Annotated in this window: 23 protein-coding genes; 22 read left to right on the top strand and 1 reads right to left on the bottom strand. The window is 46.0% G+C overall.

Annotated elements, in window-relative coordinates; all coding sequences use genetic code 11:
* Positions 1 to 103: 103 nt before the first annotated feature.
* The 20 genes from AC1VYS_RS20255 to AC1VYS_RS20160 all read left to right on the top strand — a co-directional run bounded on the left by AC1VYS_RS20255 (position 104) and on the right by AC1VYS_RS20160 (position 20,469).
* Positions 104 to 1,396, top strand: a complete 1,293-nt coding sequence (locus AC1VYS_RS20255; protein ID WP_482911181.1) for a stage II sporulation protein P — start codon at positions 104 to 106, stop codon at positions 1,394 to 1,396.
* Between the two features lie 96 nt (positions 1,397 to 1,492).
* Positions 1,493 to 1,849 (top strand): DUF3679 domain-containing protein, encoded by a 357-nt coding sequence (locus tag AC1VYS_RS20250; RefSeq protein ID WP_482911180.1) that lies wholly within the window; start codon positions 1,493 to 1,495, stop codon positions 1,847 to 1,849.
* A gap of 146 nt (positions 1,850 to 1,995) precedes the next feature.
* On the top strand, positions 1,996 to 3,810 hold the full coding sequence (lepA, locus tag AC1VYS_RS20245) for a translation elongation factor 4 (RefSeq protein WP_482911179.1): 1,815 nt from the start codon (positions 1,996 to 1,998) through the stop codon (positions 3,808 to 3,810).
* A 361-nt stretch (positions 3,811 to 4,171) separates the two neighbouring features.
* The gene (gene hemW, locus AC1VYS_RS20240) at positions 4,172 to 5,356 is read left to right on the top strand and encodes a radical SAM family heme chaperone HemW (protein WP_441929384.1); all 1,185 of its coding nucleotides are present in this window, start codon (positions 4,172 to 4,174) and stop codon (positions 5,354 to 5,356) included.
* 117 nt (positions 5,357 to 5,473) lie between these two features.
* The gene (locus tag AC1VYS_RS20235) at positions 5,474 to 5,944 is read left to right on the top strand and encodes an N-acetyltransferase (protein ID WP_464677836.1); all 471 of its coding nucleotides are present in this window, start codon (positions 5,474 to 5,476) and stop codon (positions 5,942 to 5,944) included.
* Positions 5,945 to 6,223: 279 nt separating this feature from the next.
* Positions 6,224 to 7,078: a hypothetical protein gene (locus tag AC1VYS_RS20230; protein WP_482911178.1), complete on the top strand. Its 855-nt coding sequence runs from the start codon at positions 6,224 to 6,226 to the stop codon at positions 7,076 to 7,078.
* 263 nt (positions 7,079 to 7,341) lie between these two features.
* Positions 7,342 to 8,070 (top strand): response regulator transcription factor, encoded by a 729-nt coding sequence (locus AC1VYS_RS20225; RefSeq protein ID WP_482911177.1) that lies wholly within the window; start codon positions 7,342 to 7,344, stop codon positions 8,068 to 8,070.
* Positions 8,067 to 9,404 carry a sensor histidine kinase gene (locus AC1VYS_RS20220; protein ID WP_482911176.1) on the top strand — a complete coding sequence of 446 codons (1,338 nt, stop codon included), beginning with the start codon at positions 8,067 to 8,069 and terminating at the stop codon, positions 9,402 to 9,404. The genes AC1VYS_RS20225 and AC1VYS_RS20220 overlap by 4 nt, the downstream gene beginning before the upstream one ends.
* A gap of 188 nt (positions 9,405 to 9,592) precedes the next feature.
* On the top strand, positions 9,593 to 10,624 hold the full coding sequence (hrcA, locus tag AC1VYS_RS20215; protein ID WP_090914795.1) for a heat-inducible transcriptional repressor HrcA: 1,032 nt from the start codon (positions 9,593 to 9,595) through the stop codon (positions 10,622 to 10,624).
* A gap of 41 nt (positions 10,625 to 10,665) precedes the next feature.
* Positions 10,666 to 11,232: a nucleotide exchange factor GrpE gene (gene grpE / locus AC1VYS_RS20210; RefSeq protein WP_482915076.1), complete on the top strand. Its 567-nt coding sequence runs from the start codon at positions 10,666 to 10,668 to the stop codon at positions 11,230 to 11,232.
* A 124-nt stretch (positions 11,233 to 11,356) separates the two neighbouring features.
* Positions 11,357 to 13,195 carry a molecular chaperone DnaK gene (gene dnaK / locus AC1VYS_RS20205; RefSeq protein ID WP_482911175.1) on the top strand — a complete coding sequence of 613 codons (1,839 nt, stop codon included), beginning with the start codon at positions 11,357 to 11,359 and terminating at the stop codon, positions 13,193 to 13,195.
* A 134-nt stretch (positions 13,196 to 13,329) separates the two neighbouring features.
* Positions 13,330 to 14,448: a molecular chaperone DnaJ gene (dnaJ, locus tag AC1VYS_RS20200; protein WP_441929392.1), complete on the top strand. Its 1,119-nt coding sequence runs from the start codon at positions 13,330 to 13,332 to the stop codon at positions 14,446 to 14,448.
* 212 nt (positions 14,449 to 14,660) lie between these two features.
* Positions 14,661 to 15,029, top strand: a complete 369-nt coding sequence (locus AC1VYS_RS20195; protein WP_482915075.1) for a hypothetical protein — start codon at positions 14,661 to 14,663, stop codon at positions 15,027 to 15,029.
* A gap of 227 nt (positions 15,030 to 15,256) precedes the next feature.
* Positions 15,257 to 15,436, top strand: coding sequence for a YfhD family protein (locus tag AC1VYS_RS20190; RefSeq protein WP_123062588.1), 180 nt, complete (start codon positions 15,257 to 15,259; stop codon positions 15,434 to 15,436).
* Positions 15,429 to 15,821: a hypothetical protein gene (locus AC1VYS_RS20185; RefSeq protein WP_482911174.1), complete on the top strand. Its 393-nt coding sequence runs from the start codon at positions 15,429 to 15,431 to the stop codon at positions 15,819 to 15,821. The genes AC1VYS_RS20190 and AC1VYS_RS20185 overlap by 8 nt, the downstream gene beginning before the upstream one ends.
* Before the next feature lie 197 nt (positions 15,822 to 16,018).
* On the top strand, positions 16,019 to 16,984 hold the full coding sequence (gene prmA / locus AC1VYS_RS20180; RefSeq protein ID WP_482911173.1) for a 50S ribosomal protein L11 methyltransferase: 966 nt from the start codon (positions 16,019 to 16,021) through the stop codon (positions 16,982 to 16,984).
* 3 nt (positions 16,985 to 16,987) lie between these two features.
* Positions 16,988 to 17,668 (top strand): site-2 protease family protein, encoded by a 681-nt coding sequence (locus tag AC1VYS_RS20175; protein ID WP_090914779.1) that lies wholly within the window; start codon positions 16,988 to 16,990, stop codon positions 17,666 to 17,668.
* Between the two features lie 147 nt (positions 17,669 to 17,815).
* Entirely contained in the window at positions 17,816 to 18,580 is a 765-nt protein-coding gene (locus AC1VYS_RS20170; RefSeq protein ID WP_482911172.1) for an RsmE family RNA methyltransferase, read from the top strand.
* A gap of 2 nt (positions 18,581 to 18,582) precedes the next feature.
* Positions 18,583 to 19,929 (top strand): tRNA (N(6)-L-threonylcarbamoyladenosine(37)-C(2))-methylthiotransferase MtaB, encoded by a 1,347-nt coding sequence (gene mtaB / locus AC1VYS_RS20165; protein ID WP_482911171.1) that lies wholly within the window; start codon positions 18,583 to 18,585, stop codon positions 19,927 to 19,929.
* Positions 19,930 to 20,031: 102 nt separating this feature from the next.
* Positions 20,032 to 20,469 carry an NUDIX hydrolase gene (locus AC1VYS_RS20160; protein WP_482915074.1) on the top strand — a complete coding sequence of 146 codons (438 nt, stop codon included), beginning with the start codon at positions 20,032 to 20,034 and terminating at the stop codon, positions 20,467 to 20,469.
* An 81-nt stretch (positions 20,470 to 20,550) separates the two neighbouring features.
* On the opposite strand, the gene AC1VYS_RS20155 is transcribed toward AC1VYS_RS20160, so the two are convergent.
* Positions 20,551 to 21,552, bottom strand: a complete 1,002-nt coding sequence (locus tag AC1VYS_RS20155; RefSeq protein ID WP_482911170.1) for a Na/Pi cotransporter family protein — start codon at positions 21,550 to 21,552, stop codon at positions 20,551 to 20,553.
* 800 nt (positions 21,553 to 22,352) lie between these two features.
* On the opposite strand from AC1VYS_RS20155, the gene AC1VYS_RS20150 reads away from it, so the two are divergent.
* Both AC1VYS_RS20150 and AC1VYS_RS20145 read left to right on the top strand, forming a co-directional pair.
* Complete coding sequence (locus tag AC1VYS_RS20150; protein WP_482911169.1) at positions 22,353 to 23,729, top strand: class I SAM-dependent rRNA methyltransferase; 1,377 nt, start codon at positions 22,353 to 22,355, stop codon at positions 23,727 to 23,729.
* 299 nt (positions 23,730 to 24,028) lie between these two features.
* Positions 24,029 to 24,694, top strand: coding sequence for a hypothetical protein (locus AC1VYS_RS20145; protein ID WP_482911168.1), 666 nt, complete (start codon positions 24,029 to 24,031; stop codon positions 24,692 to 24,694).
* Positions 24,695 to 24,769: the final 75 nt, after the last annotated feature.

The following is a 24,769-nucleotide window of genomic DNA, read 5'->3' as shown; positions in this document are numbered from 1 at the left end:
CTTTTTTTGTTCTATATATCTTTCTACTTCCTGTTCTATCAAATTGCACACGCTCATAGAGTTGAAGTATAAGAGTTGTTCTGCAAGGGAAGGAGACATAAGAATGAACAAGATATTGACATGGAACATTGGCAAGTGGAAAAAAAGATGTCTGCACGTGCTGGCCATGGGCCGTACACTGTTGCTGCTTATGATCATATCCGCCCTCTTTTTTGTTGCACTTGGGCTCGGAGGCATGGCGGAGAAAAGGTTAAACACCTCTCCTGTTTCTTCAATGAAAGGATTTGCAGGTTCGGTCTCAAGCCGCTTCTTTGTGGATATGTTAGGTATGGAAGTGCCTCATCTTACCCAGAAGGAACAGAATGCCGCGATTTCCGGTGAAAACCTGACTTCTTTTGTGTTTCAATTGCTTACGAATGTGAATCCTCAAGATCCCAAAAGTTTAATCGCACGTGAAATGCCTGGCATGGGCGCAAATCAACCTGTTCTACTTCGTCCTGGCTCTGGCAATACGAAGGCGGAAGCGCCAGAAGATTATCAACCAGGTCCGGGGATTACGGAAACAGCTTCCTCTGGTGAAGGGAAACCGGGAAGTGGTTTACATGTCCCTCCAGGGCAGGATGAACCAGATGTTTCCGGAAAGGATGATCAAGGGAAAGGTGCAGTAGATGGAGAACCACCTTCTAGGGGAAGTGGACAAGACAAAGGAAACTCGGCAATCACTAAAAAGTCGGTGCTTATCTATCACTCTCATCCGCGTGAAGGATATAATCCACTGCTAGGCATTAATAGCGATAATCCGTCCTCTGGTAAGGCGACAGGTAATGTTTTTCAAGTGGGCACCTATCTATCGGATAGCTTGGAGAAGTTGGGTGTTGGTGTAGAACATGCAAAGGAAGATTATCAGACGAAAATCAAAGACTATAACTGGAACTTCTCTTATAAATATTCGAGACAGACTGTCAAAGCGGCGCTTGCTCAGAATGATGAGCTGACATATTTAATTGATATTCACCGGGATTCCCAGCGGCATAAAAAAACGACAACAACGATCGGTAACCAGAGTTACGCCAAGGTTTATTTTATTATTGGACATGAGAATCCGAATTGGCGTAAGAATGAGGCTTTTGCCGCAAAGATTCATAAAAAGCTTGAAGCCAAATATCCGGGAGTGTCCCGGGGAGTGTGGGGTAAAAATGGTGGAGGAGGCAACAATGGAGAATATAACCAGACCCTTTCCCCAAATAGCATTTTGATCGAGATCGGTGGCATTGACAATACGGCTGCCGAGTTGAAACGAACTTCCAAAATTTTAGCCGATATGATCGCGGAAGTATATTGGAACGAGCAGAATGTAGATAAAGCGAGTGCAAAGCCCGTATCCAAGGGTGGATAAGTCGTTTGAAAACGCGCAACACATAGAGAATGTGCAGGCATCCGATGAAACGATTTTTTTTAGATTAGCCATTCATCGAAAGGGGAGGCTTGTGAGATGTCCAGATTCGGCAAAAAAATGCTGTCTGTCTGTGTGCTTATGTTACTAGGTATTCTGCTTGGCATGCAGCTGGCAGGTAGTGGTTTTCAGCATAAAAACTCTGTAGAAAGTATCCCTGTCATGACAACCACAGAATCGGCTCCAGAGGAAAACAAGCCTGTATCATCCGAACCTGTGCAGACAGAGGTGAAAAAAACGTTCGTTCCTGTCCAGACCCCAAGCCAGGTGTTAGGTGCGGATCAGCACAAGGCCCCTGTGGATGTTTTGGCGGAGAAAACGGCAGGATTGCTGCAAAACTTGTCAAACAGCGGCATCAAATGGGTTGTCTCTCTTTTTGGCGGAGTGGATGAATAGAAGTAGACGAATTAAAGGAAAACTAAACCTTCGAGGCACTCTTCAAGTGACGTTATTATAAAAGTTAAATCATCATGGGATTGATGCACCTTAAAGCAACTGTTATAATGAAGTGATTGACACTAGGCTGTTTCTGGGGGTAAGGAATGACTGACATTCGGGAAAGACAACGTAAAATTCGTAACTTTTCAATTATTGCACATATAGATCACGGTAAATCAACACTTGCGGACCGGATCTTGGAGTACACAGGTGCGCTGACATCACGTGAAATGCAGGAACAAGTTCTGGATCAGATGGATCTGGAACGCGAACGCGGAATCACCATTAAACTGCAAGCGGTTGCCCTGAATTACAAGGCAGACGACGGTGAAGAGTATCTATTGAATCTCATTGATACACCAGGACACGTAGACTTCACGTATGAAGTATCGCGTAGTCTTGCGGCATGTGAAGGGGCTTTGCTGGTCGTTGACGCGGCACAAGGGATCGAAGCGCAGACATTGGCTAACGTATATCTTGCGCTGGACAACAATCTTGAGATTTTGCCGGTTATCAACAAAATCGACTTGCCAAGTGCTGATCCGGAACGGGTGAAGCAGGAAGTTGAAGACGTTATCGGACTCGATACCAGCAACGCTGTATTGGCTTCAGCCAAAGCCGGCATCGGGATCAAAGAGATTTTGGAGCAAGTGGTACAGAATGTACCCGCACCTGAAGGTGATCCGGATCAGCCGCTTAAAGCGCTGATTTTTGACTCGCATTATGACCCTTACAAAGGGGTTATCGTGTATGTGCGTGTTATTGACGGCAAAATCAAGGCGGGTTCCAAAATCAAAATGATGGCAACAAACAAATCGTTTGAAGTGATTGAAGTGGGAGCGTTTAAGCCGCGCATGACCATTGTGGACGAGCTGAACGTTGGTGACGTAGGCTTCATCGTGGCGGGTATTCGTCATGTAGGCGATACACAAGTCGGGGATACCGTTACTGACGCAAAAAAGCCAACCCTTGAACCACTGCCTGGTTATCGTAAAATTAATCCAATGGTATATTGCGGTCTGTATCCGATCGAAACATCGGACTATGTGGATCTGCGCGAAGCATTGGAAAAGCTGCAGTTGAACGATGCATCGCTCAGCTTTGAGCCGGAGACATCCAGTGCACTCGGCTTTGGATTCCGTTGTGGATTCCTGGGACTGTTGCACATGGACGTTATTCAGGAGCGGATTGAGCGCGAGTTCAACATTCCGCTGATCACAACAGCTCCGAGCGTAATTTACCACGTAACGCTAACTAACGGCGAGACGATTCAAATTGATAACCCATCCAACTACCCAGAGGTAGGACGGATTGATTACGTTGAAGAGCCTTATGTGAAGGCTTCAATCATCGTGCCTAATGATTACGTGGGGACGGTTATGGAACTGTGCCAAAATAAACGTGGCGAATTCATAAATATGGAATATATGGACACAACACGGGTTACGATTACATATGAGATCCCGTTGTCTGAGATCGTATATGACTTCTTCGACCAGTTGAAATCAAGCACCAAAGGTTATGCTTCGTTTGACTATGAGCTGTCCGGTTATCGCCAGTCCAATCTGGTGAAAATGGACATCCTGCTTAACAGCGAACAAGTTGATGCTTTGTCCTTCATCGTTCACAGAGATCGTGCATACAATCGCGGCCGTATTATCTGTGAGAAGCTGCGCGAACTGATCCCGCGGCAAATGTTTGAAGTGCCGATTCAGGCGTCTGTAGGTACCAAGGTTGTTGCTCGTGAAACCGTTAAAGCGATGCGTAAAAACGTACTTGCCAAGTGTTACGGCGGTGACATCTCGCGGAAACGGAAACTGCTGGAGAAGCAGAAGGAAGGTAAGAAGCGGATGAAGCAGGTCGGTAACGTGGAGGTGCCGCAAGAGGCATTTATGGCGGTACTGAAAATTGATGATTAAAATGCAATCTCTGGGTACATCAAGACCTTGCGTATCAGAGAATGCATTAATAATGCATTTTAGGTACAGCACAGATTGTGCGTATCGAATTACTGGTAATCAAACTATATAAAGTGAACTATTTTTACACATTAACGGAGAGGACAGAAAAAACCTGAAAAAGCGGAGCGTTCGCCTTTATCACCGGATTTTTCCCTTTTGGGAAAGGGAATCAAAAAAATCTGGGGATAACAGCGATTGGAAGGTTATTCTGTCATTGGAGTGGAATGTGTAAATTGTTAGATCACTTTATATAAATCACCATTTTAGCTGAAAGGGAAGCCAACTGGCTTTCCTTTTTTCAAATAGAGGGGGACTTGCCGTGACACTCGCAGCACACAACCAGAAAACAGGTGCGCCCCAAGCGGTGTACCTTCACATTCCATTTTGTACAAACAAGTGTTTTTACTGCGACTTTAATTCTTATGTTCTGAAGGATCAGCCCGTAATGCAGTACCTGGAGGCGCTAGAACGTGAGATGGAGCATACCGTTAAGGCCAATCCGCCGGGCGAGATCAAAACAATCTTTGTCGGCGGTGGTACGCCAACCGCATTGAAACCGGACGAAATGGCATATTTCTTGCGGTCGGTCAAAACCTATTTTCCGAATTGGGCTGACGATATTGAATTTTCAATGGAAGCCAATCCGGGAACGACGGATGCCGAAAAGCTGGCAGCGATGAAAGAGGGCGGTGTGAACCGTGTCAGCTTTGGCGTACAGGCTTTTCAGAATGACCTGTTGACAGGCATCGGCCGGATTCATAATACGGATGATGTATACCGAAGCTTGGAAAATGCACGCAAGGCGGGACTGGATAACCTGTCGATCGACTTAATGTTTGGACTGCCAAACCAGACGGTAGAGATGTTGAACGAGAGCATCGACAAGGCGCTGGAGCTGGATTTGAAGCATTACTCCATCTACAGTCTGAAGGTAGAAGAAAATACACTTTTCCATACACTGTATCAAAAAAATCAACTGCCTCTTCCTCATGAAGATGATGAGCTACAGATGTATCTTCTATTAATGAAGCGCATGAAAGAAGCGGGTTATGAACAGTATGAAATCAGTAACTTTGCCAAACCTGGCTTCGAGAGCCGTCATAATATCACATACTGGCGTAATGAGGATTATTACGGACTTGGTGCAGGCGCACATGGGTACGTAGGCCGTGAACGTCATATGAACATTAAAGGGATTAATCCTTATGTGGAAGCCTCACGTGCGGGACTGCCTCGTTTGGATCATTTCGAGATTGGCCGTGCGGAAGCGATGGAGGATTATCTAATGGTGGGACTCCGTATGTTGGAGGGAGCTTCATCTTCAAGATTCCATGATCAGTTCGGGGAATCCATGGAGGATGTATTTGCGAAACCGCTGGGCAAAATGTTGCATGCAGGATTGCTTGAGCGGACAGCAGACGGCTTTAAACTGAGCGAACAAGGTATTCTGTTCGGCAATGACGTTTTTGCGGAGTTTATCGGCTCTATATCGCTAAATTCGTAGCTTGAAATTCTATACGCTCTGTTGTATATTTATTCATATTGTTTTACAGGGCGTGTTAATTTAAACAACTACGAAGCTAGCTTTCCTCGGAAAGCGTCGTTATAGGAGGAGAGCTGGATGTCGGTTATATGCAGGAAAGCTGTACCGGAAGATGTTGAACCACTGTTTGAGATGATTAAGGGATATGCAGAGCGTGGGATCATGCTTCCGCGTTCACGGGAAGTACTGCGTAGGCAGCTGGAGCATTTTATTGTGGCTGAGGTGGATGGAGTTGTCGTAGGCTGCGGCTCATTATGTCGTCTGGGCAATGACCTGGTGGAAGTAAGATCACTGGGCATTTCAGAGGGGTATAAGGGGCTGGGCATCGGGTCCCGTCTACTTGACCGGCTTGTAGAAGAGGCGGAGAGACAACAGATTCCAAAGGTGATGGCTCTCACGTATGAAGTTTCCTTTTTTCTGAAAAATGGTTTTGCTGTTGTGGAAAAAGAAATCTTCCCTGAGAAAGTATGGACGGACTGCGTTCATTGCAGCAAGCAGGATTGCTGTGACGAGATTGCGGTTCTGAAAGAACTGAATGTGTCAGCGTAGTTATACGCTTATATGAATAAAAAGATAAAGATCACAGCCCAAGAAACCTAAGGTTTCAAAAGGCTTGTGGTCTTTTTTTGTGCTTCAGTTTTTTCATATACTTTTCACACACTTATTCCATTATTCTCACACATCCTCTTGTTAAGATGAACTTACATAAGCGATCTGCAGAAAAACTTCACAATGAAACAACTGGAGAACATGTATGGGAACAAGGTTTCCAACGTCTCCAGTGGGGAGTATGCAGATGGCTCAATCTTAAGAATGAGGTGACCGATCATGAAAAAATGGACAAAACATGTAGCAGCTTTGGTAACAGCAATGAGTGTAATTGGTGGAGCAGGAAGTGCCTTTGCAGCAACGCCTGTTGTGAATTCCGTGAAACCTACTGAAACACAAAAAGCTGGAGCATCGGCTAACTCAACAAGCAAACCCGTAACAAAATCAACAACGACTCCAGCAACCAAATCCGCTGTAACGCCGACGAAAACGACTGGAGCTAAAACGACTCCTACCAAGTCAACGGCTACAACGAAGAAGGAAACAACAACTCATAAAGCCAACACAGTGACGCATAAAGCAAAAAAGACTGCTCATAAAGCAAAAGTGGCGAAACATAAAGCCAAAAAGGCTGTACACAAATCAAAGGTTAATCATAAAGCAAAAAGAGCTTCACATAAAACCACAGCGATGCATCACAAGGGGAAAAAAACTGCACACAAAGTAAAAGCAGTAACACATACAGCAAAAACGACGTCTCACAAAGCAAAACAGACCGCACATAAAGCATCAGCGGCAGCAAAGGCTACAGCACACAAAGCAAAACAAACAGCACACAAAGCGAAAAAAGCCGCTCACAAAATCGTAGCGCACAAAGCAACAACTAAAAAAGCAGTGGGAACGAAAACCCCAGTAGCTAAAACGACTGCAAACAAAACAGCACCAAAAGCTGGAGCAAAAAAATCATCAACTGCAACAACTCCAAAAACGGCTACACATAAAACAACTGCTGTGACAACACACAAAGCACCAGCTGCAACTACAACACACAAAGCGGCTGCAACCAAAGCGCCAGCCAAAACCAATGTTACCAACAAAAACGATGCAGCAAAATCAAGCTCATCCCATAAATAAGAAGATGGCCTTGGATGTGTCCTAACTGTACCGGTTCAGTCTAACGAATGATGCATCAGTGACACAAGACACACAGCGGCATACAGGCGGAGTTTCTCTTATGGGAACCTCCGCCTTTGCTATGTTGGCTTTTGATATGAATTTAAAATTGGGTGCATTCATGAGAGTTTTGAAATGAAGGTACTGATTCTGGTACATTATTAGTGACATATTAAATAAGAAACATACCAGAAATGATATATTCGTGATTGAGGTGAACGCCAATGCCGCGTATTTTTGTAGTGGACGATGATCCATCTATTTTGCAACTCATTACAGGTTATTTGAAGAAGGAACAGTATGAAGTGACATCGTTTGCTCATGGCAGAGAGTTGGTGGGGGAAGTTCGTTCAAAAAAACCGGATTGTCTGATTCTTGATATTATGATGCCAGGGGTTGATGGGCTAACGCTCCTGACCGAGCTACGGACGTTCACCGAAATTCCTATTATTATGGTTTCTGCGCGAGGAGAAGAGATTGACCGTTTGAATGGTCTGGAACTGGGCTGCAACGATTTTCTAAGCAAACCCTTTAATCCACGCGAATTGGTGGCCAGAGTGAAAAGTATGCTTCGTTTGATACAAAGCAGTCGGTTGTCACAAGGCAGTGAATTAAAGGAAGCGATGCAGCCTGAGTCGAAGGATGGGACTTATTTTAGTATTGGCAACGTGCAAATTTCAGAAGATTTTCGTCGTGTCGACGTCCGCGGAGAAGAACTTGGACTAACAGGCAGGGAATATGAGCTTTTGTTATTTTTGTCCCAACATTTGGATCGTCCCTTCAGTCGGGAACAGCTCATACAACAGGTTTGGAATTATGATTTTTATGGTGAAGTACGCGTGGTTGATGATCTCGTGAAACGGATTCGCAAAAAGCTTGTACAGGTTCAAGCGACACTGACTATTGATACGGTGTGGGGGTTCGGCTATAAAGCAGCTGTACATGCGCGATGAAAACGATACGTAGCAAAATGCTGCTGGCCTTGTTTGCAAGTGTGCTCGTTACCGTGGCGTTTACGGTTCTGTTTTTTATCCACCTATTCGATGATATTCTGCTCAATCAAGTCAAGCAGCAACTACATGGTCAAACGCAAAAGGCCGTTAAGATCATTCGTGTAGATGACCTGGAGGATCTGGACAATGACAGTTTCCGTTTCTTTATTAAGGACATTCTTTTTTACGCGGACTATTTTGTGATCGATGGAGATGATAAAATTGTCGCCTCGAGCAGTGCAGGTCGTGTGGGAATGAAACTGGAGGGATTTCCGGGTACACATGAAGGGTATATGATTTTAAATGGGAAAAAGGTACTCTACAGTGAGGCTGAGCTGTCACATAAACAGTTCAGGGTGATTTTGTATTCTCCGCTCTCTTCACTCAGGGCGATGTATATTCCATTATTCCGGACAACACTTCTGTCTATTGCTGCAAGTTTTGTTGTCATCCTGTTAATCGGATTGTTCGCGGTATGGCGTACCGTACAACCGCTTAACAGACTCAAAGAAGCTGTAAGTAAATATGAACCTAATATGCCTGACAAGAAGCAATTTCTGCAAGCTGACCACACAGAGATCGGAGAATTGATCCATACCTTTCAATTGATGAGCAACAGACTCGATGACCATCACCGGCATCAGCTGGAATTTCTGCAAAATGTATCTCATGAGCTTAAGACACCGTTGATGTCCATTCAGGGCTACGTATATGCTATTCAAGACCAAGTGGTATCCACCGATCAGGGGCTTGATATTATTGCTGCACAGTCACAGCGACTCATCGATATGGTGGGTAAGCTAATCCAGCTCTCCAGACTGGAAACCGTAGAAGAAGAGTGGCCAATGACAGTCATTGACTTGAAGAGCATGGCTGATGAGGCAGTGTATCTGCTTATGCCAACCGCACTTCAACGGGGGGTTCGTTTGACAGCAGAAGCGAATTCGTGCATGGTTGAAACAGCTGGTGAGCAGCTATTTCAGATTCTGCTAAACCTGCTACAAAATGCAGTACGTCATACCCAAACGCAAGTGAAATTGACATTGGAGTACCCGGGTGACAATCATGCTGACTGGATATTTCATGTTGATGATGATGGACCAGGTTTGAATGAGCTTGACAGGCAGCATATTTTCCGACGTTTTTATACCGGGAATAATGGGGTCACAGGACTGGGACTCGCGATCAGCAAACAACTGGCAGTACATCTTCATGCAGATTTGGTGTATAGTGATTCTCCACTGGGAGGGGCACGTTTCAGCCTGAGACATTATCCTGTGGACCCAGAATTATAACACCAAGGTTCATAATATGCGTTATAAGTGAAGGTTATTGGCCTATACTATAAATAGATGATTTCATTCGGCAAACTCACTTGACAATGATCATGTCAGTTTGGTATTTTTGTATTACCGATTAGCACTCATCTAACTGGAGTGCTAACGACATGGGACAGTACAGTCAGAAGGAGGGAATACTCACCATGTTAACAGAGCGTCAACGAATGATTCTGAACGCTATAGTGGATGACTATATCCGTTCAGCTGAGCCCGTAGGGTCCCGAAGCATTTCCAAAAGAGGAGATGTTGGATACAGTCCGGCGACCATTCGTAATGAAATGGCCGATCTGGAAGAGATGGGTTTTCTGGAACAGCCGCACACATCGGCTGGACGAATTCCTTCTCACAAGGGCTATCGATATTATGTCGATCACTTGGTTCCTTGGAATCAGGTGGAGCCACAGGAATTGGATGATTTAAAGTCATTCTTTGCAGAAAAGCTGAATGTGATGGAACAGGTCATTCAACATGCATCCAACATTTTGTCTCATATGACGAATTATACTTCAATTTTACTTGGACCTGAGGTGTTTCACACGTCACTGCGTCATTTCCAGTTGCTTCCGTTGAATGAGAATGAAGCTGTAGCCATTATAGTGACGAACACCGGTCAAGTAGAAAACAAGACGGTTCAGATTCCGCCCGAAATCTCGGTTGCGGAGATGGAGAATGTGGTTCGTTTGTTAAACAGCAAATTGGTAGGCGTACCGATCTACAAGCTGAAATCACGTCTTTATACTGAGCTGGGTCAAGAGATGGAGCGTCATATCACACGTTATGAGGAAGTTATGCAGGTACTCAACAGTGCATTTGACAATGAACATGACAATCGTCTGTTCCTCAGCGGCGCGACCAATATGTTAACACAACCGGAGTTCAGAGATGTTGAAAAGGTTAAGGATATTCTGGACTTGTTAGATGAGACACCAACATTAATGAAATTGATGATGCCAGTGCCCGGCGGGTCTGGAATTCAGGTGCGAATTGGTACCGAAAATGATCACGAGGCCTTTGCGAACTGTAGCTTGATTACAGCTTCCTATTCATTGGACGGCGAAGCACTTGGCTCTATTGGAATTCTAGGACCGACCCGTATGGATTATGCACGTGTCATCCATATTTTAAATACATTATCCCGTGATCTTACGACTATGCTTACGACTCGCTTCAAATAAGCAAAGTGGGAATTACGATTCATTCTTATAAGGAGGTGAACATCTTGAAAGAGGAGCAATCATTCACAGAAGAGCAAGAAGTAACAGCCGCTGAGCAGGAGCCTGTCAATGAGGCTGCAGCTGCAGAAGCGCAGGCTGAGGAGATAACAGATCAGGAGCAAAATGAGTTGTCACGTTTGAAAGCAGAGGCTGAGGAAACGCAGCAGCGTTTGGTACGTGCGCAAGCTGATTTTGATAACTTCCGTCGTCGCACACAGAAGGAAAAAGAAGAGCTTGCCAAATACGCTTCGATGAAGCTGGTCACCGAACTGATTCCAGTGATGGATAATTTCGAGCGAGCTATGGCTACTGTACCGGAAGGTACGGAAACTGAATCTTTTGCCAAAGGGTTTCAAATGATCTTGCGTCAATTGGAAACCGTGTTGACGAACGAAGGACTGACTCCAATGGAAACGGTTGGACAACCGTTTAATCCTGAATTCCACCAAGCGATTATGCAAGTGGAGAGCGATGAGCATGAAGAAGGCATCGTTGTGGAAGAGGTTCAAAAAGGCTACATGTTGAAGGATAAAGTACTTCGTCCGGCTATGGTTAAGGTAAGTTCTTAATTTAAGCTGAGCAAAGGGACGAGTTTTATATACAGGTTTTGTACACATAGAGCAGATCACTTACTAACACAATAAGGCTGATAAGTGCCTATTCATTTTAAATTGTTGAGGAGGAAATTTTCCGATGAGCAAAGTAATCGGTATTGACTTAGGAACAACCAACTCATGCGTAGCCGTTATGGAAGGCGGCGAGGCTGTAGTTATTCCAAACCCGGAGGGTGCGCGTACCACTCCTTCCGTTGTAGGTTTCAAAAAGGATGGCGAGCGTGTCGTTGGTGAAACAGCGAAACGTCAAGCGATCACGAACCCGGATCGCACGATCATTTCCATTAAGCGTCACATGGGTACATCCCACAAAGAAACGATCGACACCAAAGATTATTCTCCACAAGAAATCTCTGCAATCATCTTGCAAAAACTGAAAGCTGATGCAGAGGCATACCTGGGTCAAACGGTAACTCAAGCGGTTATTACTGTTCCAGCTTATTTCAATGACAGTCAGCGTCAAGCAACGAAAGATGCGGGTAAAATCGCAGGTCTGGAAGTACTTCGTATCGTCAACGAGCCAACAGCAGCAGCTTTGGCATATGGTATGGAAAAATCCGAAGACCAAACCATTCTGGTATATGACCTGGGCGGCGGTACGTTCGACGTATCCATCCTGGAACTGGGTGATGGTTTCTTCGAAGTAAAAGCAACTAGTGGTGACAACCAACTGGGTGGCGATGACTTTGACCAAGTGATCATTGACTATCTCGTAAGTGAATTCAAAAAAGATCAAGGTATTGATCTGAGCAAAGATAAAGCAGCTGTACAACGTCTGAAAGATGCAGCTGAGAAGGCGAAAAAAGAGCTTTCCGGCGTATTGACTACAACGATTTCCCTGCCGTTCATCACGGTTGCTGATGGCGTTCCTCAGCACTTGGAATTGAACCTGAGCCGTGCGAAATTCGAAGAGCTTTCTGCTGGTCTGGTTGAGCGTACGCTTGAACCAACTCGCCGTGCACTGAGCGATGCGGGCATGACACCTAACGATATCGACAAAATCGTGTTGGTTGGTGGTTCCACTCGTATTCCAGCTGTACAGGAAGCGATCAAAAAACTGACAGGTAAAGAGCCGCACAAAGGTGTTAACCCGGACGAAGTTGTTGCCTTGGGTGCAGCTGTACAAGCGGGCGTACTGACAGGTGACGTGAAAGACGTAGTATTGCTGGACGTAACTCCGCTGTCCCTGGGTATTGAAACTGCAGGTGGCGTATTTACGAAAATGATCGAGCGTAACACGACGATCCCTACAAGCAAATCTCAAGTGTTCTCCACTTATGCAGATAATCAACCTAGTGTTGAGATTCACGTCCTGCAGGGTGAGCGCGAGATGGCAGCTGGCAATAAAACGCTTGGTCGCTTCATGTTGGGAGATATCCCTCCAGCACCACGCGGTGTACCGCAAATCGAAGTTAGCTTCGATATCGATGCTAACGGTATCGTTAACGTGTCTGCAACAGACAAAGGTACAAACAAAACACAAAAAATTACAATCACTTCTTCCAGCGGTCTGAGCGATGCTGAAGTTGAGCAAATGATGAAAGATGCTGAGCTTCATGCTGAGGAAGACAAGAAACGTAAAGAGCTTGTAGAAGCGAAAAACAGTGCAGACCAATTGATCTATTCTGTAGACAAAACGATCAAAGATCTTGGCGAAAAAGCAGATGCAGGCGAAGTAGAAAAAGCAAATGCTGCTAAAGAAAAATTGCAAGGCGTGCTGGCTTCCGACAATTTGGAAGACATCAAAGCGGCTACAGAAGAGTTGACTGAGATCGTTCAACAGTTGTCTGTTAAACTGTATGAGCAAGCTCAAGCTCAGGAGCAAGCAGCTCAAGGTGCTGAAGAGCAACAAGGTTCTGCGAAACGTGACAACGTCGTAGACGCTGATTACGAAGTTGTAGACGAAGATAAAAAATAATTAATTCGCGATAGCCTGCGAGTTAAAACATCGGTGACGTTCGGATTAAAGGGAAAGTCATAGCCGGGGCTCCCGTGCTTTGACTTTCCTTTTGTCACGATGTGCGATAAGGTGAATGTTATGGGGGTGGAAGAGTGGCTGAAAAACGTGATTATTATGAGGTACTCGGATTAAGCAAAAATGCAAGCGACGAGGAAATCAAAAAGGCTTACCGTAAGCTCGCCCGTCAGTATCACCCTGACGTTAACAAGGAAGCAGATGCGGAAGCCAAATTTAAAGAAGTAAAAGAAGCTTATGATGTCGTAAGTGACAGCCAGAAGCGTGCTCAGTACGACCAGTATGGTCACATTGATCCGAACCAAGGTGGTTTTGGCGGTGGAGACTTTGGTGGCGGCGGATTCGGCGACATCTTCGATATGTTCTTTGGCGGTGGTGGCGGGCGTCGTGATCCGAATGCTCCACAACGGGGGAACGACCTGCAGTACACCATGACCATTGAGTTCAAGGAAGCTGTATTTGGCAAGGAATCAGATATCACGATTCCGCGTACGGAGGGCTGTGATACTTGTCACGGTTCGGGTGCGAAGCCTGGAACGAAGCCGGAATCGTGCTCGGTCTGTCACGGCAGCGGGCAACAGGAAGTGGTTCAAAATACACCGTTCGGTCGTATGGTGAATCGCCGTGCTTGTTCGAATTGTAGCGGTACAGGGCAGATTATTAAAGAAAAATGTACAACGTGCAGCGGCAGCGGTAAAGTTCGCAAACAGCGCAAAATTCATGTTCGCATTCCAGCGGGTGTGGATGACGGTGCACAGTTGCGTATGACAGGTGAAGGCGAAGGTGGTCTTCGCGGTGGCCCGGCAGGCGATCTGTATATTGTCATTCGTGTGAAGTCTCACGATTTCTTTGAGCGCGAAGGCGATGACATCTACTGTGAGATTCCACTGACGTTTGCACAAGCAGCACTGGGAGATGAGATTGAAATCCCGACACTGACCGAAAAAGTGAAGCTGAAAATTCCGGCGGGTACTCAAACCGGAACATACTTCCGCCTCAAAGGCAAAGGTGTGCCACGTCTGCGCGGTATGGGACAAGGGGATCAGCATGTGAAGGTCGTTGTGGTTACGCCGAGTAAGCTGAGTGACGAGCAGAAAGAACTGCTTCGTCAAATTGCTGCACTGGACGGCGAACAAACCCATGAGCATGAGCAATCGTTTTTTGATCGAGTTAAACGCGCCTTTCGCGGCGACTGATTCATATATGAAGTAGTCATGAGGACACTTTCGATGATCTTTGATTATCGAGGGTGTCTTTTTTATGTGGATTAGTTGATTGGATGTGTTTCTAAGTGTCCAACGATCGTAAATTCGGTATATTCTGGGCTCGGTTGCGGAAAGATAGCATGGCGGGAACGATATGTTAAACAGATACAGGTTGGGAGAACTCAAGGAAGCAGGTGGAGCAAGTGACGGAGAAAAATATTTTGGCCTATTTTCATAGCCCGGAGCAGGCTCAGGGAGTGGTCAAAAAATTGGAGGCGCTACGAGTGGAAGACCTATCCATTAATCGTTTTAGCCGTTATGCGGGTGTAGGGCCGAGTGGTGCCTCCTACAAACCGGGTATCTCTGGAAGTTACTCATCATGGGTACCTGATGCGATGCAAACCAATGCCAGTTCAGGCATCATGGCTGCGGCAGACCCTGCTGCGAGCGGAATGAGTGATGGCGGACAAGGCGGCCCAACAGGAAGGGACATCTTATTAACTGTTGTTGTAGATGAAGAGGTACATCACCGAGCAATGTCGATTATCGAACAAGCCGGTGGAATGATCTGATTTGAGCAATAAGATCATTTACACAGCAACGGAGAGGACAGAAAAAACCTGAAAAAGCGGAGCTAAAAGCTTTCTGAAAGAAAGCTAGCATCGGAAGCATACGCTTCGCCTTTATCACCGGATTTTACCCTTGAAAAAGGGAATCAAAAAAATCTGGGGATAACAGCGATTGGAAGGTTATTCTGTCATCGGAGTGTATGTGTAAATACTAAGGGAGGAAGAACAACATGGCGAATCGACAACGACCAGGTGAAATTTTAACAAAAACAGAGAAGATGAAACGTCTGCAATCGGCAAAAAATGAGGATGTGGAGTTTAGCGCAGAAGCAGCTGATCATGAGGATATCGAAGCATTGCGCCGTAGTGAGGCAGCGGATCGTCGTCAGGGCCGAGAAATTCATGACTGAAGATCGCTCAGCGGTCACACTTGAGGCTGTGTTCACGAGTTGGTCAGAAGCCGAATCTGCACGCAGAGCATTGGAATTGCTGCATCCTAACCAATTGCGTGTCGAAAGTTTGCGTGAGAATGCAGATACACCTGGTTCAATTGGCATTCAGGATCAGGATAACTCGCCAACAGCGGTTGTTGGCGGTTTCAGTGGCGAACTAAATGTACTTGCTCTAATCAGTGATGAAACCGAGATGTTATCAGGAGGACAGGTCTATGACCTTCCAGCGGACGATGTAGCGGGAAGCAAAAAACAAGGCATTTTGTTGACGGTATCTGTCTCTCAGGAGTCTTTGCCACAAGCTGCAGAGATGATCACACAGAACGGCGGACGTTTTTACTAGTTGTGTTCCTGAGAAGATCGACAAGTACCGAAAAAATGGGACAGGATATTCGAGCAGTTTGACTGCGGATATCCTGTTTTGTTTTCTTTTATGAGTATGCTTTGTGCTTCGGCTTGCATGTGTAGTACAATAGTTGGGATGTTTAAATTATAAGCAGGCAAACGACGTTTTTAATTATTGAGGAGGCAAAACCACGTATGTTATGGCATGAACTAACAATACATACCACAGAAGAAGCTGTGGAGATGATTTCGAATTTTTTGCATGAAGCAGGTGCTGGAGGGGTGTCGATTGAAGAATCCGGTACTTTAAATAAAAAACGGGATACAACCTATGGTGAGTTATACGATGTTCCACTGAATGATATTCCTGAAGGTTTTGCCGTCATCAAAGGATATTTCTCCGAAGGTACAGACATGACTGCCTTGCAGGCAGAAGTAAATCCAAGAATTGAAGAGTTGCCCGAATTTGGAATTAATGTCGGGGAGGTTCGTTACGAAACGCGTACAGTTGATGAAAATGACTGGGCAACAGCTTGGAAACAATACTTCAAACCAGTACGTATATCGGATCGTTTGACGATCAAACCAACGTGGGAGGAATATACACCAGAGAGCGCGGATGAGAAAATTATTGAGCTGGACCCGGGAATGGCTTTTGGTACGGGCACGCATCCAACGACAACCCTTTGTCTGCGTACATTAGAAAAGGTAATTCAAGGCGGCGAAGAAATCATTGATGTGGGTACGGGTTCCGGTATTTTGGCCATTGGCGCGGTACATTTGGGTGCAAAGCACGTGCTCGCACTTGATCTTGATCCGGTTGCTGTAACAAGTGCGATGGAAAACGTGGAATTGAACAAAATGCAACAACAGATCACGGTCAAAGAAAGTGATCTATTATCTGTCCTAGGAAGCCAAGATCCTGCTCTGGGTGTCAAGCTACCGGTCAAAATTATTGTAGCCAACATCTTGGCTGAGATTATTTTGCTTTTCGTCGATGATGTGTATAATGCACTGGAGTCTGGTGGCATCTATATCGTTTCGGGGATATGGAAGAACAAGGAGCAGGTTGTACATGATGCACTGGTGGCATCAGGATTTGAAGTTCGCATGATTGAGCGTGAAGAGGACTGGCTAGCCTTTGAAGCCAGAAAGAGGTAGTCTATGGATTTCTTAGATCGGATTTTCCGTCTTCCGCTGGATCAACTGCCTTTTTTTCTGGTGACCATTCTGATTGCATTTACGATACATGAATTTTCACATGCGTATTTCGCCAACAAATTTGGCGATCCCACAGCCAAGCTACTTGGTAGGGTTACATTGAACCCCGTGGCGCACTTTGACCTGCTTGGGGTGCTTTTACTTGTGATTGCAGGTTTTGGATGGGCACGTCCTGTACCTGTAAACCGTGCGAACTTTGACAAACCGAGACTCATGGGAACGATTGTTTCTGTAGTAGGCCCACTGAGCAATCTGCTACTGGCTATTATCGGAGCAGTGATCTACGGAATATTGTTTGGATCAGGTGTACTGGGGAACATTGAAAACGAGCGGGTAGTTACAGCTGTGATGACATTTTTGCCGATGTTCAGTGTCACGAACTTTTTCCTGTTTATGTTTAATCTCATCCCTCTTCCGCCGCTGGACGGTTACCGTATCCTTGAAGATGTACTGCCGCCTTCGATTAGCCGCAAGCTGCAAGGGGTGGAACAATGGTCAATCATTGTTTTCCTGTTGATTCTAATTATTCCGCCATTACAGGCGGTCACAATTCAACCGTTATATCTGTTTGCGAACGATATGTACCGGGATTTAGTTGGTCTCGTTATTGAATTATATCTTTAAATATACGTTCATAAATGGTCAGTAATCGAACCGTAGTGCTGGTCAGAAGCACATAAAAGTTGTATGATCATCTGTGGCGACTGGATTCTTGCCTGTTTGCAGCAGGAAGAATTCCAGTCATAACAGGAAAGAATGGGTGGACAACATATGCAGCGATATTTTGTATCTGCAGAGCAGTTCAGTGAACATGCAGTGATGATTACGGGGGATGATGCCCGTCATATCGGCAAAGTTATGCGCGGCAAGCCAGGAGACAAGCTGATTGTCAGCGACGGAATCTCCAGAGAAGCATTGGTCGCCATCGAAAGTATTGAGGCAGGGGAAGTAAAAGCGACGATCCTGGAACCGCTAGTTATGGATCGTGAAGCAAGGTTGAATGTAACAGTAGCACAAAGCTTGCCCAAAGGGGACAAGATGGAGACGGTCATACAGAGATGTACAGAGATCGGCGCCGTATCCTTTGTGCCTTTTCTATCCGAACGTACGATTGTGCAATATGACGCCAAGAAGGAAGGCAAACGTCTGGAGCGTTGGCGGAAAATCGCCAAGGAAGCTGCTGAACAGAGCCATCGTAACCGCATTCCAACCGTTGGGCAGCCGCTTTCTTGGAAAGGGCTGTTATCTTCTTTTGGGGACTACGATCTTGTATGTTATTGTTATGAAAAAGAGGACGGCAAACAGCTTAGAGATGTTCTGAAGCCGTTCGTGCAGCAGCTTGCTTCTGACACAGGAGCAAACGTGCTGGTTGTTGTTGGACCTGAAGGTGGGTTTTCCGAAAAGGAAACGACTCAGGCAGATGAGGCAGGTGCGATATCTGTTGGACTTGGCAAACGCATTTTGCGAGCCGAGACGGCTGGCATGGCTGCACTAACTTGTGTTTTATATGAATCTGGAGAAATGGGGGGAATGTAATTATGCCATCCGTGGCGTTTTACACCTTGGGCTGCAAAGTTAACTTTTATGATACAGAGGCAATTTGGCAATTGTTCAAAAACGAGGGCTATGAACAGGTTGACTTCGACGAACAGACTGCCGATGTTTATTTGATTAATACGTGTACCGTAACGAATACAGGTGACAAAAAGAGTCGTCAAATTATCCGCCGTGCGATCCGTCGCAATCCGGATGCCATTGTAGCGGTAACCGGATGTTATGCACAGACATCTCCTGCGGAGATTCTGGACATCCCTGGCGTGGACCTGGTCATTGGAACCCAGGATCGGGATAAAATTTTGCCATATGTAAACGAAATTCAAGAATCCCGTCAACCTGTCAATGCGGTGCGCAACATTATGAAAACACGGGTGTTTGAAGAAATGGACGTACCGGATTTTGCGGATCGGACGCGTGCATTCCTTAAAATTCAAGATGGTTGTAACAACTTCTGCACGTTCTGCATCATTCCTTGGTCCCGTGGACTGTCCCGTAGCCGTGAGGCAAACAGCATCGTACAGCAGGCACACCAGCTCGTACAAGCGGGTTACAAAGAGATTGTCCTGACGGGTATTCATACAGGTGGGTATGGAGATGACATGGATAACTATGATCTGACCGACTTGCTGTGGGATCTAGACAAAGTGGAAGGTCTGGAACGTATCCGGATCAGTTCAATTGAAGCAAGCCAGATTGATGACCGGATGCTGGATGTCATTAAACGTTCGGATAAATTGGTTCGTCATTTCCACATTCCGCTACAAGCAGGAGATGACACAGTTCTGAAACGCATGCGCCGCAAATATACAACCGAAGAGTTTTACAACAAAATGTTGCGCATACGTGAGGCTATGCCGGATGTCGCGATCACGACTGATGTTATCGTTGGTTTCCCGGGCGAAACAGATGAGATGTATCGTAACGGTTACGAGTTGATGCGTAAAATCGGTTTCTCGGAAATGCATGTATTCCCTTACTCCAAACGGACAGGTACTCCGGCAGCGCGTATGGAGGATCAAGTAGACGATGACGTCAAAAATGAACGAGTCCATGAACTGATCGAACTGTCTGAGCAGATGCAACTGGAGTATGCTGAGAAATTCGTTGGACAAGTGCTCGAGGTTATTCCTGAAGGTGAAGCTAAAGGCCGCGAAGGCAGTGGCAAGCTGCACGGATACAGTGACAACTATATTCAACTGGTGTTTGATGGAACGCCGGATATGGTAGGCAAAGTGTGCCGCGTGAAGTTGACCGAAGCCGGTGCAAATGAAAGCCAAGGTACGCTGGTTCGTGTACTGGAAGAGAATGTGAAACCCGCCGCGATGTAATCATGGCGTTATGAACAAGGATTTCATTTCCTTGGGGAATATACCCGGGGAGATGAGGTCCTTCTTTGCCAATAAAAAGAATGGAAGTAGATGGGGGAGAACATCATGAACAAAAAAGAAATTTCAGCAGGCGGCGTTGTCTACAGAACAGGTGAGGATGGCCAGATCCAAATCCAGCTTATCGTAGACCGTTACGGTAAAACGACACTCGCCAAAGGCAAAATGGAAGATGGAGAAACGATCGAACAAACGGCACTCCGTGAAATTTTGGAAGAGACGGGTATGGTGGGGCGCATTGTGGAGCCGATTAATATCATTGCTTATACGTATCAGCATGCCGAGTTTGGACCCGTGGACAAGGAAGTACACTATTACCTCGTGGAAGCAGAAAGCGGTGACTTGCAGCCACAGATCGAAGAGATCAAAGGCGTGGATTGGTATGCTCCACAAGAGGCATGGTCCAACCAGCTGCAGAATGGATACGATAACAACGATGACATCTTGCGCATTGGCTTGAGCAAACTGGGTATTAACGTATAAAACAGCACGACATTAGGTTTGAATGATGGTCTACTTACCTATACATTCTGTCGGCAGTAATGCGGATATCGTGAGGACTTATTAAGCGACAGGTTTCTTTGCCGACGGGGCAAGCACAGGTGTTTTTTTGTGCCAGATGGGCAAGTAACAGAACGGTAAAGCCAGCAATGAACTGATGATGTTAAAAAGGGTCTGGGCATGCGCGATCTGTGCCCCGTGATCCGCTGACAACCAGGCTGATGCTGCATGTAGCTGGCTGATCAGCGGCATAAACAGCAGTGCTCCGGCAATGTTGAGAACAACATGGGAGGCTGCTACAAATTTGCCTGCGGAAGCCCCGCCCGCGGCTGCAATTACGGCAGTGATACAGGTCCCGACGTTAGACCCGATCACAATGGCGATGCCGATCTCTACAGGCAGTACGCCTGTCGCTGCTAGTGTAATCGCCATACTGATGACCGCGGCGCTGCTGTGAATCAGCGCGGTCAGCACCGCACCGGCAAGAAAACCCCACCATAGGCTATCGGTCGAACGCTCCAGAAACCATTGGAATACACCCATGCTCCGAAGTGGAACGGCGATGGATTGCATGACTTGAATGCCCGTCATGACGAGAGCAAAACCTGCTGCTGCAAGAAAGCTGAATTGGATTGTCGCTAAAGTACGGCGAGTACGTTCAGGAGCAATCTGGTTGCGTTCACCAAGGATAACAAAAACAGCCCAGCCTGTTAGAGATATAAGCAACAAAGGCAGTGCGGCACGTCCGATCTGAAGACCGACAAGCTCTGTCGTTAAGCAGGTTCCAATATTGGTTCCCAGGATAATACCGAGTGTGCGCCCATAGGTGATCAATCGTGCGTTTGCCAGCCCGATGGTTAGCACCGTCACGGCAGTGCTACTCTGCAACAAAGCGGTTGCACCTGCACTGAACGCCATGCCTTTCCATGGGGCAGAAGTGGCACGGTTCAACCATTCTGCCAACATCGGCCCTGCCATGCGTTGTAGCGTCGTTTCCATCAGCTTCATACCGCCAAAAAAGATTATAAGCCCATATAATAGAGGCAGAATAACTTCTCTGAACATCCCGAATCATTCCTCCCGTCCAATGCCTTATCACTTATCCTATGAGGAAGCAGAGACAAGCATGACAAGCACAGGGAGAAATGAATAAAACGGCCAACCCCCAATTCAAAAGATACGGTGATTCGGCAAACGTAGCGGAGGGGACGAAATTGAATTCGAAGAAGCGAAGCGCTCGCCTGAAAGCTTTCTGAAAGAAAGCTACATCGGAAGCATAGACTTGTCACTGGATTTTTCCGTTTGAAGAAAGGGAATCAGAAAAATCCGAGAACATCAGCGATCATGGGATCAATTCGCCTCCGGAGCGTCATAAGACTGCCAACCCCCAATTCAAAAGATACGGTGATTCGGCAAACGTAGCGGAGGGGACGAAATTGAATTCGAAGAAGCGAAGCGCTCGCCTGAAAGCTTTCTGAAAGAAAGCTACATCGGAAGCATAGACTTGTCACCGGATTTTCCCTTTGGAGAAGGGAATCAGAAAAATCCGAGGACAACAGCGATCATAGAATCAATTCGTTCCCGGAGCGTCATAAAACTGCCAGCCCCCAATTCAAAAGATACGGTGATTCGGCAAACGTAGCGGAGGGGACGAAATTGAATTCGAAGAAGCGAAGCGCTCGCCTGAGAGCTTTCTGAAAGAAAGCTACATCGGAAGCATAGACTTGTCACCGGATTTTCCCTTTGGAGAAGGGAATCAGAAAAATCCGAGGACAACAGCGATCATAGAATCAATTCGTCCCCGGAGCGGTCTTTGCCGCCCAAACCTATCTTTTCAACTAACTTACGAAAGAAGTGGATCAATCTTGCCATCCGTAACACTGGAACGAAACCGCAAAAAGCGGCTGGAACATGCTCATCCCTGGATTTTTAATAATGAAATTGCATCTGTAGAAGGAAACCCGGAACCGGGTGATATCGTCAACGTACTGAATCATCAAGGTCGCTACTTGGCGACAGGATATTATAATCCGGCTTCCCAGATTACCGTTCGTGTAGTCTCATACCAGCCTTTGGAGTTTGAACAGATGGATACCGCCTTTTTTGCGGCTCGTTTCCATGACTGTCTGCGTCACCGGGAACGCTTCATTCAGGATGGCGAAGCCTACCGTCTTGTTTATGGTGAAGCTGATTTCCTACCCGGATTGATCGTTGACCGGTTTGGCAGCATTTTAGTTGTGCAGATCCTTACACTAGGTATGGATCGTTGCCGTGAAGCCATTGTACAGGCTCTAATTGAAGTGATGCAGCCGGAAGGTATTTACGAACGCAGTGATGTATCCATTCGTGAATTGGAAGGTCTGGAGCAGGTCAAAGGGCCACTCTATGGAGAATGCCCGCGTCATGTGACTGTGACCGAAAATGGGCTACTTATCAAGGTGGATATTGTGGAAGGACAGAAAACGGGGTACTTCTTCGACCAGCGTGAGAATCGTGCGGCCATTGAGCCGCTAATGAAGGGTTGGGGATACAAAAGCGACATCACACTGCAGCAGATCGAGCATGAAGGAACTGAACAGCTGCTGCCAGTGAACAAAAGCGGCAAAGTGGTTACCTTCCCGTATTGGGACGGAGCAACTGTGCTGGAATGTTTCTCTCATACCGGTAGCTTTACCCTGAATGCGTGCAAATATGGAGCGAAAAAAGTAACCTGTCTCGATATCTCTGAGCACGCGATCGAAAGTGCACGAACCAATGTGGAGCTAAATGGATTCACAGATCGGGTCGAATTCGTGGTAGCCGACGCCTTTCAATATCTGCGTGAGCAAGTCAAAGGACTTGACGAGCGCAATGCACGAGCGCGAGCAGCGGAGCAAAAGGTAGATACCTCCAAAGCATTGTCCAGTGCTGGAAAAACGTTTGATGTCGTTATCCTTGATCCGCCTGCATTTGCTAAAACGAAATCGGCAGTAAAGGGAGCATGCCGCGGCTACAAGGACATCAACCTGCAAGGCATGAAACTTGTCAACGAGGGTGGATATTTGGTGACCGCAAGCTGCTCTTACCATATGCGTCCTGACCTGTTCCTTGAAACGATTGCGGATGCGGCTGAAGATGCAGGCAAAGTGCTGCGTTTAATCGACTGGAAAGCAGCCGGCAAGGATCATCCGCAAATTTTGGGCGTAGATGAAGGACATTACCTGAAATTTGCTATTTTTGAAGTGAGAAGCAAAAAAAATTAAGATTACTCTATTTATAGAATGACACATATACCCTGTGGGATAGACACTTTAAAAAGTCCATCTTATAGGGTATTTTATTTATGAGGAAAAGTTTGATCTTGGCGAACAGCTTCTATTATTGTTTGAGAATAATACAATTATTGGTCGAAAAAGGATACAGTGTTCAGTCTTCGTCCTGACTCATTTTGTCTACGTTGGCAACCGAAGGATTTAATCTAAAAAAGGAGGAGGTCTGCTCGCTATGTTACGGATAGGTTGGTTGAAACGCGTAATTATAGACGTAGCAGGCGCACATTGACATGCGAAATCTAAAAGAGGGAATTCGAAAACAGTTTTATACTGAATTAGGGAAATTCATTGCACCAGAGGGGTATGTGGAATATAGAGAGCCTGATTCTAGCCCGACGGACTATGCGTTCAAGAAAAATGTCAAGCCGGGCATTGTTTGGAGCTTACATAGTCATCTGACTCATTCAAAACCTCCGTATGCTGTGTTTACAGTCATGGCCTGCCGTTATGAAGCTGCCACTGAACGATTACGTACATTTCTGGGAAAGCATCAAATAACGTTTATCTCAAATGCTCCAGTCGGCTTCGGCAATAGTGTTGAAAGGTATACACAGCAAAAACATTCTGTTCTTGTTTCCTCTGAAAATATACAAGAAGCTGCTCAGCAAACAGCAGACAGGTTCAAGGAAGCTGAAAGCAAGTATTTGCTGCCGCGCATAGATCAAGCTGTTGCTGTTGATGAATATTTGACCAAACGACCGCATCACTGGCCTACGGGTGATCTTTTTAACTGCTGTGTAACGATTTTAAGCTACGGATTGCTTACCAATGATCAGGTATTAGTGAACAAGGGGATCGAACGTACATTTGAGATTTTGAACAAGCCGGGATACAGCCAGAGAAACAGGGACTTTTTTGAGGCTTTGCAAAAGGCTGTAGAGCATGAATTCATTTAGCTGATTTGTTAACTTAAAAACTGCGAATAGGTTTATTTGTCACCGAGCTTGGCAAAAACCTTCATTCCATAACTG

It is taken from the genome of Paenibacillus sp. G34 (assembly GCF_056856875.1).
Note: the sequence above shows the minus strand (reverse complement) of the source record. Positions and strands in the feature narration are given on the sequence as shown.

What these genes read in the sequence shown, in the direction of transcription:
- AC1VYS_RS20225 (WP_482911177.1), top strand. Translation starts at nt 7,342, where the DNA reads ATGCCGCGTATTTTTGTAGTGGACGATGATCCATCTATTTTGCAACTC.
- AC1VYS_RS20190 (WP_123062588.1), top strand. Translation starts at nt 15,257, where the DNA reads ATGGCGAATCGACAACGACCAGGTGAAATTTTAACAAAAACAGAGAAG.
- AC1VYS_RS20175 (WP_090914779.1), top strand. Translation starts at nt 16,988, where the DNA reads ATGGATTTCTTAGATCGGATTTTCCGTCTTCCGCTGGATCAACTGCCT.
- AC1VYS_RS20235 (WP_464677836.1), top strand. Translation starts at nt 5,474, where the DNA reads ATGTCGGTTATATGCAGGAAAGCTGTACCGGAAGATGTTGAACCACTG.
- AC1VYS_RS20170 (WP_482911172.1), top strand. Translation starts at nt 17,816, where the DNA reads ATGCAGCGATATTTTGTATCTGCAGAGCAGTTCAGTGAACATGCAGTG.
- AC1VYS_RS20155 (WP_482911170.1), bottom strand. Translation starts at nt 21,552, where the DNA reads ATGTTCAGAGAAGTTATTCTGCCTCTATTATATGGGCTTATAATCTTT.
- AC1VYS_RS20185 (WP_482911174.1), top strand. Translation starts at nt 15,429, where the DNA reads ATGACTGAAGATCGCTCAGCGGTCACACTTGAGGCTGTGTTCACGAGT.
- lepA (WP_482911179.1), top strand. Translation starts at nt 1,996, where the DNA reads ATGACTGACATTCGGGAAAGACAACGTAAAATTCGTAACTTTTCAATT.
- AC1VYS_RS20250 (WP_482911180.1), top strand. Translation starts at nt 1,493, where the DNA reads ATGTCCAGATTCGGCAAAAAAATGCTGTCTGTCTGTGTGCTTATGTTA.
- AC1VYS_RS20255 (WP_482911181.1), top strand. Translation starts at nt 104, where the DNA reads ATGAACAAGATATTGACATGGAACATTGGCAAGTGGAAAAAAAGATGT.
- prmA (WP_482911173.1), top strand. Translation starts at nt 16,019, where the DNA reads ATGTTATGGCATGAACTAACAATACATACCACAGAAGAAGCTGTGGAG.
- mtaB (WP_482911171.1), top strand. Translation starts at nt 18,583, where the DNA reads ATGCCATCCGTGGCGTTTTACACCTTGGGCTGCAAAGTTAACTTTTAT.
- hrcA (WP_090914795.1), top strand. Translation starts at nt 9,593, where the DNA reads ATGTTAACAGAGCGTCAACGAATGATTCTGAACGCTATAGTGGATGAC.
- AC1VYS_RS20220 (WP_482911176.1), top strand. Translation starts at nt 8,067, where the DNA reads ATGAAAACGATACGTAGCAAAATGCTGCTGGCCTTGTTTGCAAGTGTG.
- AC1VYS_RS20230 (WP_482911178.1), top strand. Translation starts at nt 6,224, where the DNA reads ATGAAAAAATGGACAAAACATGTAGCAGCTTTGGTAACAGCAATGAGT.
- dnaK (WP_482911175.1), top strand. Translation starts at nt 11,357, where the DNA reads ATGAGCAAAGTAATCGGTATTGACTTAGGAACAACCAACTCATGCGTA.
- AC1VYS_RS20145 (WP_482911168.1), top strand. Translation starts at nt 24,029, where the DNA reads ATGCGAAATCTAAAAGAGGGAATTCGAAAACAGTTTTATACTGAATTA.